Below are 18,803 nucleotides of genomic sequence, written 5' to 3' on the forward strand. Positions count from 1 at the left end.
AGTGACACAACATTACAAAAATCAATATGGCTCTCTGAGATATCGACTCCCTTCAAGAGGATACCCCCGAATTGAAAGTTCCTCAGTTGACTCCGGTGTAATAAGATATGTAACCTCGTAACTGAAGTCAGTTGGTTGGATGATTCTGTAGATGTCTTTTATTTCTCCGTGGCAACTCATGTTGACGGCAAACTCTGAGGACGACCGTCTTTCTAACTCAGTCACAGTACATTCGCTGATTATCTTATCGCCCCTATCGCGGGTCAGCCCACGTGACTGAATAAGTTCGTTGTGAAGCAACCGCTCCTCGTATTTGACTGCATAAGTCTGGACGCTCGACTCGGTTAATTGAGTTGGGCGGTCGGGAGCGGATGGAGACGCTTCACTGTGTACAGAAGGGCTGTACGGGGAGTCAGGGATGAAAAATGTAGCCAGAAATAGTATGCCAATGAAGAGAACCAACGTGTGGGACTTTTTCATTTTCTGTAACTCATCTCAATTGGTATGCTTTGCAAATAAATATTGTTAGAATATTGAATTGACTATCTATTTGCGAGACTCATCCTCTGAGTTCAGCACGCTGCTTCTGACAGGATTTGGGGAGGTCTCTGTGGGCGTGCTGAACTCAGGGCGCAAGTCGGTCACTTGACCCCGCTGGTCTCGATATTAAGTATTGAAGAGATAATTGATTTTCATTCCAGTGAAAAACTAACTTTTGGACCATTTGTGATATTCACGAGAATTCTCACTGAATCAGACTTCGTATCCGGCCCAAGTTCAGCTTGAAACAGTTCTGTCGTGGAATTTTTTTGTAGATAAACCTTAGCAGTGAGCTTTTCACTCCTAGTTCGGTCGAGAGTTTCTTCATAACTAACTGATTCCTGAGCTTCCCAGCCGTTTCCATCACTACCCAACACTTCGCTCATGTACTGATCAAGAACGACTAGATCGCCCTGAAAATATTCGCTTGTCTCATTACTAACTAGTACCTGCACGTTCATCTCGTTTGACGTATTCCGCCTCTCTGGAGCGGTACTTTGCTCAGTCTGAGAATTAAGACACCCCGACAAACCGATTAGAACACTTGACAAGATTTGTAATACCCTTCTCTTTGAGATTTGCATTGTAGTTGAGACTTTATCTCCTGCGGGCAGATGTATCTATCTACAGACTGCTTCATAGCTAAAAGAACCGAATGAACAGACATTCACCTGCTGAACTCACCCTCTGTCTGTGTCACGCCGCTCTTGAGAGTGATCGGTGAGGTTTCTGTGGTCGTGCTGAATACAGAGCGCGTATCGGCTATCAGTACGTTGCCATCATTGGCTGTACCGAGTGGTGGATATGGAGTAGGTAGTCCTCACGGAAGGGGGTGGAAGTGTATGCCAAGTGGCAAAATATTCATACGACTGCCTGTTGGGTACCTCTATGGCCGATTTTCTCCGGCTCGGGATCGGGCTTGCAATCGCGGCGATGGGTGCGTTAGCCGTTGTGAACCACCCTCTTGTAGACAAAATCAGGCGCGCCTCGAGAACGATGGGGACCAAACAAAGTGCAGCTGACGTCGAGATGAGTGAAGACTCCATAATGCTTGGTCGAGCCGCCGGTCTGCTGATTATATTATACGGTGGTGGAATCGCAATCAGCGGGTTGTAACTCACGAGCGTATTTACTCAGACACGTGGTGTCCAACTGAGGCGTACACAGTTTCTTTCTATTAGACCATTAACCGACCTCCGGTGATAGAGAGCGCAGCAGTTGCTGCATACACGCTCTGTATGTGTCACGCGGATTCTATCAAAAATCCGAGTATTTCAACAGATCCGGAAAAATCGAGTAGCTATCCTGAGGCCGTCAGTTCGACACCGGTTCGAGCCGCGCCGAGAAGTGGCGAAGCTCCTTCATCGGTGGCTCCTCGACGATTTCGAGGCCGCCGTACTCGCCGGCGGAGTCCATCACCTTCGCGGCCGTCTCGGCGACGTGTTCGAGGTGTTCGCGGCTGTACGTACGCCGCGGGAGCGCGAGGCGCACGAGGTCCGGGCGGTCGGTGCCGGGGAACGCGAAGCCGCCGAGTTCGACGCCGCGGACGCCGCCTTCGAGGTAGAGCGCACAGACGAGTTCCTGTCCGGGGAACTCGTCTTTCGGGATGTGCGGGAACACCTCGCCGGCGTCGAGATAGACCGCGTGCCCGCCGGTCGGCTGGTAGACGGGGACGCCGGCCTCGACGAGGAGGTCGCCCAGTTCGGCCACCTGCTCGACGCGGTCGGACACGTACGGCGGCGTGACGGCCTCGCGGAGGCCGACGGCCATCGCCTCGATGTCGCGGCCCGAGAGGCCGCCGTAGGTGGGAAAGCCCTCGTAGAGGATGGCTCGCTGTTTCGCGTGTTCGAACACCGTCTCGTCGCGCATCGCGGCGAAGCCGCCGATATTGACGAGCGCGTCCTTCTTGCCGGACATCGTGATGGCGTCGGCGTGTTCGAACTGCGCGCGGGCGATTTCGGCGACCGAGTGGTTCTCGTAGCCCGCCTCGTGGGTCTTGATGAAGTGGGCGTTCTCGGCGAACCGGCAGGCGTCGATGACGAACATGGCGTCGATGTCGCGGGCGAACTCGGCGGTGGCGCGGATGTTCGCCATCGAGACCGGCTGGCCGGCGACGGAGTTGTTCGTGATGGTGAGGACGACGACGGGAATCGCGTCGGCGCCGACCTCCTCGACGAGCGCGTAGCCCGCGTCGATGTCGAAGTTACCCTTGAACGTCTCCGTCGAGTTGGGGTCCCGAGAGGCTGGCGACGGGCAGTCGACCGGTTCCGCACCCTGATTGACGATGTGGGCGCGGGTCGTATCGAAGTGCGAGTTGTTCGGTACCACGTCGCCGTCCTCCAAGAGGACGCCGTAGAGGACGTTCTCCGCCCCGCGACCCTGATGGGTCGGCACGACGTGCTCGAAGCCCATCACGTCGCGGACCGACGCCGCGAGTCGGGCGAACGACTCGCTTCCGGCGTAGGCCTCGTCGCCGCGAATCATCGCCGCCCACTGCTCTGCGGACATGGTGCCCGTCCCCGAATCGGTCAGGAGGTCGATATACACGTCGCGGGCGTCGAGGTTGAACGCGTTGTAGCCGGCCCGTTCGAGGGCGGCCTCGCGCTCCTCGCGCGAGGGGAGTTCGATGGGCTCGACCATCTTCGCCTTGTACGATTTCATGCCCGCAATAGGCCCGCGAATGTGAAGTAATCTGCAGGCGGAAAATCGAGGGACGACGGCCGGTTTTCGGCGCTCGTGGACGGGAGTGTACATCGGTGTCGCCAGCTGTTCCGCTCTCGCCACGAAGCGACCTCGGCGACCGTCGCGTACCACCGGCTGTTCGGCGTCGCTGGCGGGGACGCGAGCGCGTGAAAACAGCGTCAAGAGGAACTGAAACCGAACTCAGAACTCGTCTTGGATGATGCCGAGGGTCTCTTCGCGGTCGTCCCACGCCACGAAGATGGCGACGGAGGTCGCGGAGGTGATGGCGTCGTGGATGTTGATGCCGGCCTCGGACAGCGGTTGGACGATGTCGAAGATTACTCCGGGGCGGTTCGGAAGTTCGCCACCGGTGACGCGGATGACGGCGATGTCGTCTTCGACGGTGACCGACGACAGCGCGTCGTCGGCGACGACGCGGTCGTGGAGGACGGCCTCGGCCCGGTCTGAGTCCTCTTCGAGGATGTAGAACGTGATAGAGTCCATCCCGGAGGCGACCGAGTCGACGTTGATGTCCTCGTCTCGGAGCGCCGTCGAGAGGTCCGCGAGGATGCCCGGTCGGTTACGAATCGCCCGCCCGGCGACGGTGAGACACGCGAGGGGCTCTTCCTGCATGTCGATGAGGTTGTGGAACTCCCCTTCGATGAGCGTCCCGCCGGTGAGCAGGTCGCCGTGCTGGTAGTGGACGACGCGAACGTCGAGTGCCGCGTCCTTGTACGAGAGCGCGGACGGCGCGACGACTTCTGCTCCGCGGAACGAGAGATTCCGGAGCTCGTCGACGGTGATGCGACCGACGTTGCGCGCGCCCTCGACGACGCGCGGGTCGCCGGTCATGACGCCCTCCACGTCGGTCACGATGACGACCTCGTCGGCGTCCATGTAGTTGCCGAGCATCACGGCGGAGGTGTCGGAACCGCCGCGGCCGAGCGTCGTGATTTCGCCGTCGTGGTTCTGCGCGAGGAAGCCGGTGATGACCGGGACGACGCCGTCGAGTTCGGCGGCGAGCTTCGCGGCCCGCTCTCGGGTCGCCTCGACGTCGACCTCACCGAGGTCGTTCGTGATGACCGGCCACTCGTCGGTGCCGGGTTCGACGAACAGGGCGTTGACGCCGCGGGCGGCCAGCGCCGCCTTGAGCATGCGCACGCTGGTCCGCTCGCCCATCGAGACGATTTCCGCGCGGTCGCGGTCGTCGGCCTCGAACTTGATTTCGTCGAGGAGGTCGTCGGTCGTCGAGCCCATCGCGGAGGCGACGACGGCGATTTCGTGGCCGTGTTCGACGGCCGCGGCGATGGAGTCGGCGGCGCGATTGATTCGGTCGCCGCTACCGAGCGAGGTGCCGCCGAACTTCGCGACTACGCGCATCGTCCCTCCGGTGCGTCGCGTCGCTTCGGGGCTTCGTTGGTAAACATGCGAGGGGCTAACGCGGGGGGACGTATAACTATGTCCTCCGGTTCAACCGTTGCCGTCACCCGCGAATCCGGGGACGAGACGGCTCGTACCGCCGCCTCGCGTGCGGAGATTTATCACCGAAGCCGCGGTACGTTCAGGTATGGATGTCAGAGACGCCGTGGACACCGACGCCGAGGCGCTCGCCGCCGTCGCCGACGCGCCGATACGGGCGATGCGTCGGCTGATACGCGACCGGACGGTCCGCCTCGCCACCGCCGACACGGGCTCTGACCCGAACGTCGACGCGCCGGCGGACGACGAGCCGGTGCTCGGGTTCGTCGGCTTCGACGTCCGCGACGGCGTCGTCCACGTCACTCGACTCGGCGGCACCGAGCCGGCGGTGCGGCGGCTGCTCGAAGAGCCGCTCCGCTTCGCCAGCGCCGAGGACCTGCCGGTGGAGGTGCTCGTCCTCGAATCCGAGGCCCCGCTGTGCGAGGCGGTCGAGCACGTCGGCTTCGACCGGGTCGGTCACGGCCCGCGGTTCGAGGGGTCGCCGACGGTCCGGTACGTTCTCGACGAGACGGAATAGTCCTGCCCGCGGGTCGCGGCCACCCAGTTCGCTCCCGTCGCGCGCAACGAGAGAGCGGTCGGCGAGAGCCGACGGAGGGCATACATACCTCCCTCTCGTTTGGTGGCCCATGATCGACCGACACGGAAACCGACCGCCGGGAGTGAGACGACCGTGACCGCGGTGGAAGAGCTGTTCGTCTCACTCGCCGGGTCGAGTCCGGTGATGCAGGGTCTCCTCGGCGGCATCGTCATCGCCGGCATGAACATGCTGGGCGCACTTCTCATTCTCATCTGGCGCGACCCGTCGAAGCGCTCGCTCGACACGCTCCTCGGCTTCGCGGCCGGTGTGATGCTCGCCGCGAGTTTCACGAGCCTCATCCTCCCCGGTATCGAGGCGGCGGGCGGGAATCCGATTCCCGTCCTCGTCGGTTTCGTCATCGGGGTCGTCGTCCTCGACCAAGCGGACCTGTGGATTCCGCACGTCCACATCCTCGTGACCGGGAAGACACGGCTGGACGCCCCTGAAACGGAGAAGAAGATGGCTTCGGTCGTCCTCTTTATCATCGCCATCACCATCCACAACATGCCCGAGGGCCTCGCCGTCGGGGTCGGCTTCGGCTCCGGCGACCTCGGGACGGCAATCCCGCTGATGCTCGCCATCGGCATCCAGAACATTCCCGAGGGGCTGGCAGTCTCCATCGCCGCCGTCAACGCCGGCCTCCGAAACACGACCTACGCGACGTTCGCGGGCATCCGCGCCGGCCTCGTGGAGATTCCGCTCGCCGTCTTCGGCGCGTGGGCCATCCAGTACGCCTCGGCGCTGCTTCCCTACGCGATGGGCTTTGCCGCCGGCGCGATGCTGTTCGTCATCTCCGACGAAATCGTCCCCGAGACGCACTCGAACGGCCACGAGCGCGTGGCGACGTTCGGGACGATGGTCGGCGTCATCGTGATGCTCTACCTCGACGTGACCCTCGGGTAGTCGAATCGGCGTCGCGGAGTTCGAAAACAGGGCGCTCCGGGACGCCGCAAAAACAGGAGTTCGAGTGGAAGCGAAGGGGTTCAGCCGCCGGTTCGGCGTCAGAGAGCCCCGTGTCGAGGGCGCGTCAGTCGTCCGCGAGCGGCGGTTCAGACGGGATCTCGTGGTCCGAGAGCCCGGCGGTCGGCGCGAGGAACTTCGCCGGGTTGAACGCGTCGAGGTCGTCTCCGGCGGCCACGCGCGCCGGCCAGTCCGGGTTGGCGAGCGCGCTCGTCCCCAACGTGAACAGGTCCGCGCCGGCGTCGACGGCGGTACGCGCCGCGTCGGGGTCGCCGAGACCGCCGTTAGCGATAACGACCGTGTCGTCCGTGACGTACTCGGCGGCGGCTTCGGCGAGCGACGGGCCGTCCGCGCCGAAGGTCGGGCTGGTCGCGTCGGTCTCGGTCGTGTGGACGTAGTCGGCTCCGACCGCCGACAGCTCCTCGAAGAAGACCGCGGCCGCGTCCTCGCCTTCTGGCCACTCGTAGTCGCCGTCGGTCACTTTCTCCTGTGAGACGCGGATACCGACGACGAACTCCTCGGGGACCGCGTCGGCGACTGCCGAAAGGACCTCCGCGGGGTATTTGACCCGAGACTCGGGACCGCCGCCGTACTCGTCGTCACGCCGGTTCGCGTCCGCCGCGAGGAACTCGTTGAGGAGGTAGCCGTTCGCGCCGTGGAGTTCCACGCCGTCGAAGCCGGCTTCGACCGCGTTCCTCGCCGCCCGGACGAAGCCCTCCCGGACGGTTTCGAGGTCCGCCTCGTCAGCCGACTTCGGGACGGCGAACTCGCCGCTGCCGCCGTAGGCTTCGGCCTTCTGGCCGTCGGGCTGGACCGCGGAAGGCGCGAGCGTCCGATCGCCGTCGAGATGGGGGTTCCCCTGCGACTGCGCCCCGGCGTGCATCAACTGCGCGAAAATCGGCGTGTCGACCTCGTGGACGGCGTCCGTGACGTTCGTCCACGCCTCGACGTGGTCGTCGGTGACGAGCCCCGGCTGGTTCAGATAGCCCTGACTGTACGCGTCGTCCGTGTAGACGCCCTCGGTGACGAGAAAGCCGAAGCCGCCGTCGGCGAACTTCCGGTAGTAGTGGGCCATCTCGTTCGTCGCCAACCCCTCGTCGGTGGCGCTGATACGCGTCATCGGTGCCAACCCGGTCCGGTTAGCGAGCGACAGGTCGTTCAGGCTCGTCGCGTCGAACAGCGCGTCGTCAGTCATCACCGGTTCTGCGCGCGTCGCGGATAAAAAGCGACGGCGGAATGGTCCCGACCGCCGCACATCCGGCGTGCTATCAGGGTACATCCTGGGCGGGAGAACGGTCGCCGGGTCGGACGGTCGTCAGGAGCGAAACGGTCGCCGACTCAGGAGAACTTCCGGACGGTCATGTTCAGCGTGTCGAGGTCGACGATGGGGGCGTACCCGGCGTCGGGGTCGATGTTGACGGACTTCTGGAAGTCGGTCTGGGCCTGCCAGCAACCGGAGTTGACCGCGAGGACGTTGTGGTACTTGCCCCAGCCGAGCTTGTGGACGTGGCCGGTGTGGAAGATGTCGGGCACGTCCTCCATGACGAGGTAGTCGAGTTCCTCGGGCGCGAGGCGGGTGTGACCCCCGAACTGCGGCGCGACGTGGCGCTTCTTCAGGAGCTGGTACATCGCCTTGTGTGGCTCGTCGTAGCTCGCCTTATCGGCCGGTAGCTCGGCGATGACCTCGTCAAGTGAGACGCCGTGGTACATGAGGACGTTGACGCCTTCGAGCGTGACCATCGAGGGATTGCTCGTAATACGAGCGTCGTGGGCCGACATGATGTCGCGGAGTTCGTCGTCGAAGCCGGGCTGGGGCTCCGCGAGTCGGACCGCGTCGTGGTTGCCCGGAATCATCACGATGTCGAGGTCGCCGGGCACTGATTTGAGGTGCTCCGAGAACGCCTCGTACTGCTCGTAGATGTCGATGACGTCGAGTTCCTCGTCCTGATTCGGGTAGACGCCGACGCCCTCGACCATGTCGCCGGCGATGAGGAGGTACTCGATGCGCTCTGCCTCCTCGGTGTGGAGCCAGTCGGCGAATCGATTCCACGCGCCGGCCATGAACTCCTGACTGCCGACGTGTACGTCCGAGATGAGCGCCGCCTGCACGTCTCTGTCGGCGGTGTTGGCGCGGTGGCTCCGCGGCACGTCGGGGAAGTGCATCGAGTCGACGAAGAGGATACCCGCGTCGCCCGAAAGCGTCCCCTGTACCGCGATGCACTCGTCCATGAGGAGTTCGTCGACGTAGCTCGCGATGTCTTTGTCCTTCATCACGAGACAGGGGAACGTTCCCGTCGTGTCCTCGAGGTCGATAATCCAGTGGCCGCTCTTGGTGGAGCGAACGTCGTCGACGAGGCCGATGAGTTCCGCGTCCTCGCCGCCGGACATCTTCGAGATGGCCTTCGCGGGACGGTGGTTGACGCGCCCGCGAAGCATCTTCGAGAGCTTCTCGTAGCGGTCGCGGAACACCTTCACGAAGTCGTCGTACTCGCCGGTGCCCGTCGACTGGCCGGTCATGTCGTTGGCGATTTCGAGGGACCGAAGCGCCGGGTCGACGTTCCGTCCGGTCGGCCCACCCTCGGCTTCGGCTGGAGCCGATTGAGCGGTGTGGTCCGCGTTGTCGTGCGATGTTGCAGCGGAAACAGGGGGGTCTGGCTCGGCGGTGGAAGACGCGTCGGCGTCGGCAGCCTGCGCGGCGGCCGGGCCGGTCGATTCCGTTCCCGGTGGGTCCGCGGCGGGGGCGGACGCGAGCACCTCGCGGACGTGGTCGGCGGTGATGCGAAGCGCGTCGTCCGGAACGGCTTCGACGACGCGGGCGAGGGTGCTGGCGGGGTCGTCGGAGCCGGCGATGAGGGTCACGGCCTCGCGTTCGGCGTTGTAGCCGCGACCGACGAGCGCCCGGACGATGCGCGCCGGCGTCTCCAGTGGCACACCTGGAGTGTGCGACACGCGGCAAAAAGGATGCCGAAACCCAGAACGTTGAAACCCAGTCCGGGTAAACTGGGAGTGATGAGTGACGACGACGGTCGCCCGCCCTCCCCCGACCCGCGGCGCGGTCCCGCCTCCGACGAAGGCGTACTAACTCGGCTCCGGACGGCAGAGGAGGGGCCGCTTCTGTTCGTCCGCGAAGTCCTGACGAGCGCGCTCGCCGTGTTGGCCGTCGGGTTGCTCCTGTTCGCGGTGAGCGGCGTGTGGCCACCGATGGTCGCCGTCGAAAGCGGGAGCATGGAACCGCACATGCACAAAGGCGACCTCGTGTTCATCACGGGACCGGAACGATTCGCCCCGGACGCATCCGTCGAGGGAACCGCTGTCGTCACGGCTGAGACCGGTGCCGAAGTCGACTACCGGAAGTTCGGCGGGCCAGGTAGCGTCATCGTCTACGACGACCCCGGATCGGCAGGGCCCCCGATTATCCACCGAGCGATGTTCTGGGTCGACGAAGGAGAGAACTGGTACGACCGGGCGAATCCCGAGTACATGTCCGCCAACAACTGCCGGGAACTCGCCAACTGCCCCGCCGACTACGCCGGCTTCATCACGAAAGGCGACAACAACCCGCGGTACGACCAGGTGAGCGGCATCGCCGACCCGGTCCGACCCGAGTGGATTCAAGGCGTCGCGCGGGTCCGCATCCCGCTTCTCGGCTGGGTCCGCCTGACGCTCGCCAACTCGATGGCGACGACGACGCCGGTCGCGCCCGTCTCTTTCGACTCCGTCGAGCCTGTCGAGTCTGTTGACGTGATGCCTGACGACACGGCGACCGACGACGTGACGACGATTGAGGCGACGGCTGCCGACGCACCGACGGCACCGCTTCAGGTCGAGCCATCGGAGCTATCGGAACCATCGGAGCTATCGGAACCATCGGAGACACCGATGCGAGCCGGCGCGCTCGCGGCGTGACGCGAGTGCAGTAACAGAGTCGGAATTTCGAATTTCGTTCTTCAGTTGTCGAACCGCGCCTGCACGAACGGCTGTGCGCTCTCGATGTCGCCGAGTCGGGAGTCCGTCAGCAGGACGGCCTCGGTCTCGTCGATGGGGACAGAGAGGCTGATTTCCTTGGTCCGGCCGTAGCGACCCTTCGAGACGACGACGGCGTTGACGATGCCGAGCATGTCGAGTTCCGAGATGAGGTCGGTGACGCGGCGCTGAGTCAGTACGTCGGCATCAATCTCCTCGCAGAGGCGCTTGTAGATGTTGAACACCTCGCCGGTGTTGATGTTGCGGACGCCGTTTTTCTCCAGGAGGATGATGGCGAAGAGGACAATTTTCGACTGCGTGGGGAGGGTACGGACGACCTCGACCACGCGGTCGAGTTCGATTTTGTCCTGCGCCTGCCGGACGTGGGCCTCCTCGACGGTGTCGGCCTGCCCGCGCTCCGCGAGTTCGCCGGCCGTGCGGAGTAGGTCGAGTGCGCGCCGGGCGTCGCCGTGTTCCTGCGCGGCGAACGCGGCGCACAGCGGAATCACGTCGTCGGTGAGCGCGCCGGGCTTGAACGCCACGTCGGCGCGGTGCTGGAGGATGTCGCGGAGCTGGTTGGCGTCGTACGGCGGGAAGACGATTTCCTCCTCGCCGAGGCTCGACTTGACCCGGGGGTCGAGGAAGTCGGTGAACTTCAGGTCGTTCGAGATGCCCATGATGGAGATTCGGGAGTTGTCGAGTTCGGAGTTCATCCGCGAGAGGTTGTAGAGCGTGTCGTCGCCCGACTTTTCGACCAGTTTGTCGATTTCGTCGAGCATGATGACGACCACACGCTCCTTGTAGTCGACGGCGTCGAAGAACGTCGTGTAGACGCGGTCGGTCGGCCACCCGGTCATCGGTACCGTCTCCATCTCGTCGGCGTCGTCGTCGAGTTCCGCCGCGCGCTCGTCTATCTCGGCGATGGAGTCGTAGGGCGTATCTTCGAGGGCGTTGGGGTCTTCCGTCGCCCGCGTGCGCATCCCGTCGAGGCGTTCCTGTTCGGCCTCGATGCGCTCGACGTTCTTCTCGATGAACTTGTTCGCCAACTGCGCGAGCACGCGGTACTGCGTGTCCGTCACCTCGCAGTTGATGTACTCGACCTCGCAAGGTACGTCGTACTTCTGGGAGGTGGATTCGAGTTCCTGGCTGACGAACTTCGCGCTCGCGGTCTTCCCGGTTCCCGTCTTCCCGTAGATGAGGATGTTCGACGGCGTCTCCCCGCGCAGGGCGGAGACGAGAATCGTCGCCATCTGGTTTATCTGGTCGGTCCGGTGGGGGAGTTCGTGCGGCGTGTACGACGGGCGAAGGACTTCCTTGTTCTCGAAAATCGGCTCGCCGGCGAGGAGGTCGTCGAACAGGCCCTTGGACTCCTCGTCGTCGTTGAGAACGACCTTGTCGAGACCGACGTCGGGGTCTTTGTGCTGGTCGAGGTCTTCGTCGGGGGCGTCGGCGTCGGGACCGATGCTCGCCTGAATGTCGATGTCTTCGGGGGAGACGTCGTCCTCGGCGGCGGCTGTCGATGCTCCGGTGGACGCATCGTCAGCGGACGCGTCGGTACTGGATGCATCGCCGGAGTCGTCGTCGATGGCGCTGTCGTCCGACGTGCTGTTCCCGACTTCCCCTCGTATTCCGCCTCGCGGATTCTCTTCCTCGTCCATCGTGAATACCCCTTTGTTTCAAGTGGAATAGTCGCCCGCAGCGGCGCATAAGGTGCGTGAAGCCGGTGATAGCCGGCATCTACGCATCACGCCGAAAAAGGCGATTCCAGATGATGCAAAGGAACCAAACGAACAGTCGGTACAAAAATCTTACTTCTCCGACTTGTCTACCGTCGTTCGACCCGAACTCGGCCGGACGGGACCGTTTCAACACGAACGACTCCGACTCGATCGGAAGCGAAGATTCTGTGACTCCAGTTCGAAAGCGGGACTGGAGTGGTCAGTCGATGGGGTCGTCATCGTGGGATCGTCATCATGTGGTCGGCGGTCGTATCGACACCGGGAGTTGAACGTCTCGGAGTCGAAACCAGGGGCGGGAGTCAAAGATAGGTGAGAGGAGGTTCGGATGAAGGGGAGTAGTTCGAGTCGATCGGAGAGCGCAATCGGACAGAGTCGGCGAGCAGTCAGCGGGCAGAGTCGGTCGAACTGTTGGACGATCGGACTGTTGGACGATCGGACGGCTGGACGGTGAGGACTAGCAACGGTCCCGTCGAATTGAAACGCGTCGGTTCGAACAATCGCGCTCTGTCGAGTCGAACCGCGGGCCGTGTCGCGACTCCGAACGGCGGCGGTAGGTTTGGACGAACGACAGTCGTACACTGGACTCCCGGTCGACTCTGCACCAAATCTCCAGTCGGCACGAGCCCCACCGGTCCGCGTCGATGGAGTGGAAGTCGGAGTCGAGTAGGTGTCCGATGAGAAAAATTGGTGCTGGTGACCCCCTTGTTTCGTGTGGAGACGGCCGAAACACGATTTCGGTGAAATCTGAGGCGAGATCGATTTTGCGGCCGGTCTAACCCCTCCGTTTCCTATGCAATTAAGTGGTCGATCTCCAGTTCGACGGGAAACCCCTGGGCCTCGAATGCCCCACACCCCTTCGTTTCGGGTGGAGACGTGAGAGGGGAGGGAGGGGGTCTCGGTGGCCTTTACATAGGGATAGTTTTATCACGCATATTCGCATACCGTAACCGTACTGGGGCAAAAAGAGATATTATCGTACTCCCCTAGAATAGAATTAACGTCCGACCGCCGTCTAGCGGTCTCCCCCCACCCACCCCTTCGGGCCGTTCCACCCGAAACGAAGGGGTGGGGGTGTCCCGAGACGAGATGTTCACCTCCGTCGAAGCGGGCCTCTACCTCGACCCCCGACGCGAGTCCGAACCCGGACCGCGTGGTTACTGTTCGTGTCGATCGGCCCATACTGTTGGTCCATTGGGTGGTTCGTCCTGTTCGGTCCGTGCTCACCCGACTGACCAACTGACCGACTGATATCCACGGATCGGCCCGCAGACGAAACGGACGGGGTTACGAGGCACGGACTTCGCGAGACAGGTGGACTTCCCGGTAGGAATCTCTTCAGCACGCACACGTGTACGCCCGAAGTAGCAATTGGAAGAGCGGGTGTCCCGGCGTGTGAACCCTGTCGGCGGTCGGTCGGCCGCGTTCGACCGCTCGGTACGCTGCGGCTGAACGCTCATTCGTCGTTCGTCTCTGAACCGCTCGCGTCGGTCCGTCGCGACCGCTGTCCACGACGTTCCTTTCTGTCGTCCTGTCTCCCACGTGACTGGTGTCTGACGTAGTGCTTAAGTGAGTCCGGTTGGGTGATACCTCCATACGCCCTCCACGACGCGTTCGGGAGGTGCGGGAGGCCCAGGATGGGACTGCTCACAGATTTAAGAGACAGCATCTCACGAGTCGTCGACCGGCTCTTTTCGGAGAGCGAGCCGAAGCGGATCGGTATATATGGCCCGCCCAACGCCGGGAAGACGACTCTCGCAAACCGTATCGCCCGTGACTGGACTGGTGACGCCATCGGTCCCGAGAGCCACATCCCTCACGAGACTCGCCGCGCCAGGCGGAAAGAGAACGTCGAAATCGAGCGGAACGGCAAGAAAGTCACCATCGACATCGTCGACACGCCGGGTGTCACGACGAAGGTCGATTACAAAGAGTTCCTCGAACACGACATGGAGAAAGACGACGCCGTCCGCCGGTCCCGTGAGGCGACCGAGGGCGTCGCGGAGGCCATGCACTGGCTCCGCGAGGACGTCGACGGCGTCATCTACGTGCTCGACAGCACGAAGGACCCGATATCGCAGGTCAACACGATGCTCATCGGCATCATCGAGAGCCAGGACCTGCCCGTGCTCATCTTCGCGAACAAGATCGACCTCGAAGATTCGAACGTCGAGCGCATCGCGAACGCGTACCCACAGCACGAAACAGTCGAGTTGTCGGCGCTCGAAGGGGAGAACATGGACGAAGTGTACGCCAAAATCGCGGAGTACTTCGCGTGATTCACCATGCCTGAAGCAACCGCCTCCGACAACGGCTCCGACGGGGTCCAGATAGACCTCTTCAGCGGGAATCGGATGGCAAACCTCACGAGCATGGAGAAGATTCGGCTCATCCTCGACGGCGTCCGCGACGGCAACATCGTCATCCTCGAGGAGGGCCTTTCGCCCGACGAGGAGTCGAAGCTCATCGAGGTCACGATGGCCGAGATAAGCCCCGACGAGTTCAACGGAATCGAGATCGAGACGTATCCGCGTTCGCAGACTGCAGACCAGAGCTTCCTCGACCGACTCATGGGCCGACAGTCGACCCAGAAGCTCACCGTCATTGGTCCCGCGAACCAGATTCAGACGCTTCACAAGGACGAGAATCTCATCAGCGCGCTCGTCTCGCGAAAGTAGGGGGCACCACGAACGCCCTCACGCGCCATCCGGCGCCAACATCCATCAATGCCACATCAATGCACCACGTGCGGTAAGGTGTTCCCCGACGGCTCGAAGGAGATGCTCTCGGGGTGCCCGAACTGCGGCGGCAACAAGTTTCAGTTCAAGCCCGCGTCGAGCGGGAGCGCTCCCGCGAGCGCCAGCGACGACACGCCGTCGACGGGCGGCGCCGGAACGCGGGACCTTACCTCCTCGGCGGCGGACGCCGTCCGAGACCGCGCGCAGCAGCAGTCCCACCCCGACGCGACCGACGAGGAGTCGATGACCGTCAGCGACTGGGCAAACGCGAATGCGAACCCGGACGCCCCACAGCGAACCGAGACCGGCGACACCGCCGACTCGACCCAGAACGAGCCATCGCCGACCGACGCGGCCGACGCAAGTGACGCGGCCGACGCGGGTAGTGAACCCGAAGACAAACCCCGCGGTTGGGGCGAGTGGCCGTCCGCGCCCGGTGAGTCTCCGGGAGCAGATCCGCAGGAGCCCCCAGCGTCGCGGAACGAATCCCGAGGTGAGTCCGCAACGGAGCGACCCAGTAGCTCGGCGGACTCGGCTTCTCCTCCGGACCGCGCACCCGGTAAAATCAACGCGCGCGAAACGGACGAGGATAACTCCCAGAAGAGCGCTCGAAGCGACGTCGTCACGCCCGAAGAACTCGCGGCCGCCGACGCGAATCGACGCGGTCCGGCGGCCGAGACGCCGTCCGAAGCGCCCCCAGACCCCGACGCGGCGGCCGGTCAGACGGCCGAGGACGCGCCCACGGACGCGGACGGCACGGTCATCGAGCCGTCGTCCGACGACCGACCCAACCTAGACCAGCTCCGCGAGGAGCTCAACGACCAGTTCGAGAGCATCAAAATCGTCAATCCCGGGCAGTACGAGCTCAATCTCATGGAGCTGTACGACCGCGACGAGTACATTATCTCCCTCCGCGAGGACGGCCGCTACGTCATCGAAGTCCCGGACACTTGGGGCCCCGGCAACCGCGAAGACTGAGCGCGTTCCTCGCGCGACCTGATTTTTTGACCCCGTTGTTTCCGGTGGAACGCCGACCCCCCGGTCTCGCGTACGAGTCCGTCCGTCGAATCGGCACAATCGTTATATACGATAGTTGAGAGTATATCTCCTTGGGGAAGCGCTATGTCCAATCCGCACAACGAAAAGGTCGCCGAGTGGGCGTCGCTCCTCGGGGCGTCGCTCCCGTCCGCGCGACCAGACGACCCCGACCTCGACACCGCCGACAGCGCGGGGTAACGACCGCCGCGGTTTCCACCGGCGGACTGCTTTACTTTCACCCCGCTCTGCGAACCCTTATCGGCAAGGACGAGTAATCGTCACCGATGCCGGCCTCCGAGGACGTTGCGTACGTGGACCACCCGCTACTCGCGCCGTCGTTCATCGAGCGACGGCTCTATCAGATTCGCCTCGCCGGTACCGCGCGCAACGGCCACACGCTGGTCTGTCTCCCCACCGGTCTCGGGAAGACGACCGTCAGTCTGCTCGTCACGGCCCAACGACTCTACGACGTCGGCGGGAAGTCGCTGTTCCTCGCGCCGACGAAGCCGCTCGTCCAGCAGCACGCCGACTTCTACCGCGAGGCGCTGAACGTCCCGGACGACGAAATCGTCGTCTTCACCGGCGACGTTCGGCCCGACGACCGAGCCGCGCTCTGGCAGGAGGCCCAGATCGTCATCGCCACGCCGCAGGTCATCGAAAACGACCTCATCGGCAACCGCATCTCGCTTCGGGACGTGACGCACCTCACCTTCGACGAGTGCCACCGCGCGAGCGGCGACTACGCTTACGTCTATATCGCAGAGCGCTACCACGCCGACGCCGAAGACCCGCTCGTCACGGGGATGAGCGCCTCGCCCGGTGGCGACGAGGAGGCCATCCTCGAAGTCTGTGAGAACCTCGGTATCGTCGACGTGGAGGTGATGACCGAGGAGGACGCCGACGTGTCGGAGTACACCCACGACACGGACGTGGAGTGGAACCGTATCCAACTCCCCGACGAGATTCTGGAGATACGCGACGCCCTCAACGAGGTCATCACCGACCGACTGGAGAAGCTCAAGCAGTTGGGCGTCACCAAGTCGACGAAGCCCGATATCTCGCAGAAGAAGCTCAACCGGATGCGCGCGGAGCTACAGCGGCTGATGAACGCGGACAAGTCGGAGGGCTACAAGGGGATGTCCACGCACGCGGAGGTGATGAAGCTCCGCCGGGCTGTCGAACTCGTGGAGACCCAATCGGTCGAGTCGGTCCGGCGGTACTTCGAGCGCCAGCGTAACGCGGCCCGGTCGTCGGGCGCGTCGAAGGCCAGCCAGCGACTCGTCGCCGAACCGAAGGTCCGCGAGGCGATGCGGAAAGCCGAGTCGTTCGACGGCCTCCACCCGAAGTTCAGGAAGACGCGCATCCTCCTCGCGGAGACGCTCGGCATTCAGGATGGCGAGCGCGTCATCGTCTTCACCGAGTCCCGCGACACGGCCGAGGCGCTCACGGAGTTCCTCTCGGAGAGTTTCTCTGTCCGGCGGTTCGTCGGACAGGGCGACCGCGAGGGCTCCGACGGGATGACGCAGAACGAACAGCAGGAGACCCTCGACAAGTTCCGAAACGGCGAGTTCGAGGTGCTGGTCTCGACCTCCGTCGCGGAGGAGGGCCTCGACGTGCCCGAGGTCGACCTCGTGCTCTTTTTCGAACCTGTGCCGACGGCCATCCGGTCCATCCAGCGGAAGGGTCGGACCGGCCGGCAGGCCGACGGCCGCGTGGTCGTCCTCCTCGCGGAGGACACCCGCGACGAGGCGTACTTCTGGATATCGCGCCGCCGCGAGAAGACGATGCAAAACGAGCTTCGCGACCTCAAGGGCGCGGCCGACGACCTCGAGGCGGAACTCGACCCCTCCCAGCGCGACCTCTCGGCGTTCGCGGGAGACGACGGAAACTCCGGCGGCAACGCGGGGAGTTCCACCGGAAACGGGGGGGTCGACGACGCGACCGAGAACGGTGCAAACGGGGCGTCGGCCGCCGCGTCGTCCGCCTCGAACGGACAGACCGCGGCCGCCGCGACGACCGACTCGGACGGGCAGTCCGGCCTCGCCGACTTCGGCCCCTCTGACGAGGAGTTGGCGCGGGCGGAGGACGGCGACGAGGAGTCCGCTGATGGGGACGGCGACCCGGCCGACTCGGATACCGACCCCTCGCCGGAGTCCGAAGCCGACGAGTCGGACGAACCGGCCACCGTCGCTACGGCGGGAACGGACGACGAGGAGACCGTCGAAATCGTCGTCGACCAGCGCGAACTCGACTCCACCATCGCCCGAACCCTCTCGAAGCGCGAGGACCTGACGACCCGACTGGAGACGCTCGCTGTCGGCGATTACGTCCTCTCGGACCGGGTCGCGGTCGAGCGAAAGAGCGTCTCGGACTTCCTCGACACGCTCACGGGCGGCGACCGGTCGATATTCGAACAGGTAGCGGACCTCACGCGCCACTACGCCCGGCCGCTTCTCATCATCGAGGGCCGCGACCTCTACGAGGAGCGCAACATCCACCCCGGCGCGATTCGCGGGGCGCTGTCGTCGGTCGCGGTCGACTTCAACGTGAGCGTGCTGTTCACCGAGGACGAAGACGACACCGCGGAGATGCTGGCGACCATCGCCACCCGCGAGCAGACGGACCGCGAGCGCACCGTGAGCGTCCACGGCGGCAAGAGCGCGAAGACGCTCGACGAACAACAGGAGTACGTCGTCTCCGCCATCGCCGACATCGGTCCGGTCACGGCGCGGACCCTGCTCGAAGCGTTCGGGAGCGTCGAGGCGGTGATGACCGCCAACGAGGACGACCTCAAAGCGGTCCGCGGCGTCGGTCAAGTCACCGCCGAGCGAATCCGCGAGGTCGTCGGCTCGGAGTACCGCTGAAGCGCCGATGAGAATGAGTGCGCGGCTCCGAAACAGAGGGACTGCTGTATGGCGATTTCAACCGCCGAGAGCGATGACGGTGCGCCGGTCGCTTATCGGTCGAGCGCGGAGATAGCCTCGGCGGCTTCGCGCGCGGCGGTCAGATACTCGGTCGCCCGCCGCGGGTCGTCGGTCGACTCGGCGCGCTCGGCGGCCCACGTCAGCGTCCGCACGGAGCGACCTCCCG

Annotated in this window: 14 protein-coding genes; 8 read left to right on the forward strand and 6 right to left on the reverse strand. The window is 63.7% G+C overall.

Features of this window, described 5'->3' with window-relative positions:
* Window positions 1-692 precede the first annotated feature (692 nt).
* A complete protein-coding gene (locus NKF06_RS03840) occupies window positions 693-1,001 on the reverse strand; it encodes a hypothetical protein (RefSeq protein WP_253244572.1) in 309 nt (102 codons plus the stop codon).
* Between the two features lie 427 nt (window positions 1,002-1,428).
* On the opposite strand from NKF06_RS03840, the gene NKF06_RS03845 reads away from it, so the two are divergent.
* The gene (locus NKF06_RS03845) at window positions 1,429-1,656 is read left to right on the forward strand and encodes a hypothetical protein (RefSeq protein ID WP_253244573.1); all 228 of its coding nucleotides are present in this window, start codon (window positions 1,429-1,431) and stop codon (window positions 1,654-1,656) included.
* Window positions 1,657-1,854: 198 nt separating this feature from the next.
* On the opposite strand, the gene NKF06_RS03850 is transcribed toward NKF06_RS03845, so the two are convergent.
* Window positions 1,855-3,201: a tryptophanase gene (locus NKF06_RS03850; protein WP_058827454.1), complete on the reverse strand. Its 1,347-nt coding sequence runs from the start codon at window positions 3,199-3,201 to the stop codon at window positions 1,855-1,857.
* Between the two features lie 222 nt (window positions 3,202-3,423).
* Window positions 3,424-4,602: an aspartate kinase gene (locus NKF06_RS03855; protein WP_058827453.1), complete on the reverse strand. Its 1,179-nt coding sequence runs from the start codon at window positions 4,600-4,602 to the stop codon at window positions 3,424-3,426.
* 187 nt (window positions 4,603-4,789) lie between these two features.
* On the opposite strand from NKF06_RS03855, the gene NKF06_RS03860 reads away from it, so the two are divergent.
* Window positions 4,790-5,218: a hypothetical protein gene (locus NKF06_RS03860; RefSeq protein ID WP_058827452.1), complete on the forward strand. Its 429-nt coding sequence runs from the start codon at window positions 4,790-4,792 to the stop codon at window positions 5,216-5,218.
* A 153-nt stretch (window positions 5,219-5,371) separates the two neighbouring features.
* Window positions 5,372-6,181 (forward strand): ZIP family metal transporter, encoded by an 810-nt coding sequence (locus tag NKF06_RS03865; RefSeq protein WP_058827479.1) that lies wholly within the window; start codon window positions 5,372-5,374, stop codon window positions 6,179-6,181.
* Window positions 6,182-6,305: 124 nt separating this feature from the next.
* On the opposite strand, the gene NKF06_RS03870 is transcribed toward NKF06_RS03865, so the two are convergent.
* Both NKF06_RS03870 and NKF06_RS03875 read right to left on the reverse strand, forming a co-directional pair.
* The gene (locus tag NKF06_RS03870; protein ID WP_253244574.1) at window positions 6,306-7,433 is read right to left on the reverse strand and encodes an NADH:flavin oxidoreductase; all 1,128 of its coding nucleotides are present in this window, start codon (window positions 7,431-7,433) and stop codon (window positions 6,306-6,308) included.
* 143 nt (window positions 7,434-7,576) lie between these two features.
* The gene (locus NKF06_RS03875; RefSeq protein ID WP_253244575.1) at window positions 7,577-9,169 is read right to left on the reverse strand and encodes a DNA-directed DNA polymerase II small subunit; all 1,593 of its coding nucleotides are present in this window, start codon (window positions 9,167-9,169) and stop codon (window positions 7,577-7,579) included.
* 78 nt (window positions 9,170-9,247) lie between these two features.
* Here NKF06_RS03875 and NKF06_RS03880 point away from each other — a divergent pair, with 78 nt between their 5' ends.
* On the forward strand, window positions 9,248-10,144 hold the full coding sequence (locus tag NKF06_RS03880) for a S26 family signal peptidase (protein ID WP_253244576.1): 897 nt from the start codon (window positions 9,248-9,250) through the stop codon (window positions 10,142-10,144).
* Between the two features lie 41 nt (window positions 10,145-10,185).
* Here the strand turns inward: NKF06_RS03880 and NKF06_RS03885 are convergent, their stop codons facing one another.
* Window positions 10,186-11,859 (reverse strand): ORC1-type DNA replication protein, encoded by a 1,674-nt coding sequence (locus tag NKF06_RS03885; protein WP_253244577.1) that lies wholly within the window; start codon window positions 11,857-11,859, stop codon window positions 10,186-10,188.
* A 1,715-nt stretch (window positions 11,860-13,574) separates the two neighbouring features.
* Between NKF06_RS03885 and NKF06_RS03890 the strand changes: the two genes are divergently transcribed.
* From NKF06_RS03890 to NKF06_RS03905, 4 genes are all read left to right on the forward strand, one after another.
* A complete protein-coding gene (locus NKF06_RS03890) occupies window positions 13,575-14,216 on the forward strand; it encodes an Era-like GTP-binding protein (protein ID WP_004974066.1) in 642 nt (213 codons plus the stop codon).
* 6 nt (window positions 14,217-14,222) lie between these two features.
* Window positions 14,223-14,615, forward strand: a complete 393-nt coding sequence (locus tag NKF06_RS03895; protein ID WP_004044951.1) for a DUF2073 domain-containing protein — start codon at window positions 14,223-14,225, stop codon at window positions 14,613-14,615.
* Between the two features lie 48 nt (window positions 14,616-14,663).
* A complete protein-coding gene (locus tag NKF06_RS03900; protein ID WP_256477196.1) occupies window positions 14,664-15,653 on the forward strand; it encodes a Zn-ribbon containing protein in 990 nt (329 codons plus the stop codon).
* 344 nt (window positions 15,654-15,997) lie between these two features.
* The gene (locus NKF06_RS03905) at window positions 15,998-18,577 is read left to right on the forward strand and encodes a DEAD/DEAH box helicase (RefSeq protein ID WP_253244578.1); all 2,580 of its coding nucleotides are present in this window, start codon (window positions 15,998-16,000) and stop codon (window positions 18,575-18,577) included.
* The last annotated feature ends 226 nt before the right edge of the window (window positions 18,578-18,803 follow it).

The sequence above is a fragment of the Haloferax sp. AB510 genome (assembly GCF_024136985.1).
GTDB lineage: Archaea > Halobacteriota > Halobacteria > Halobacteriales > Haloferacaceae > Haloferax.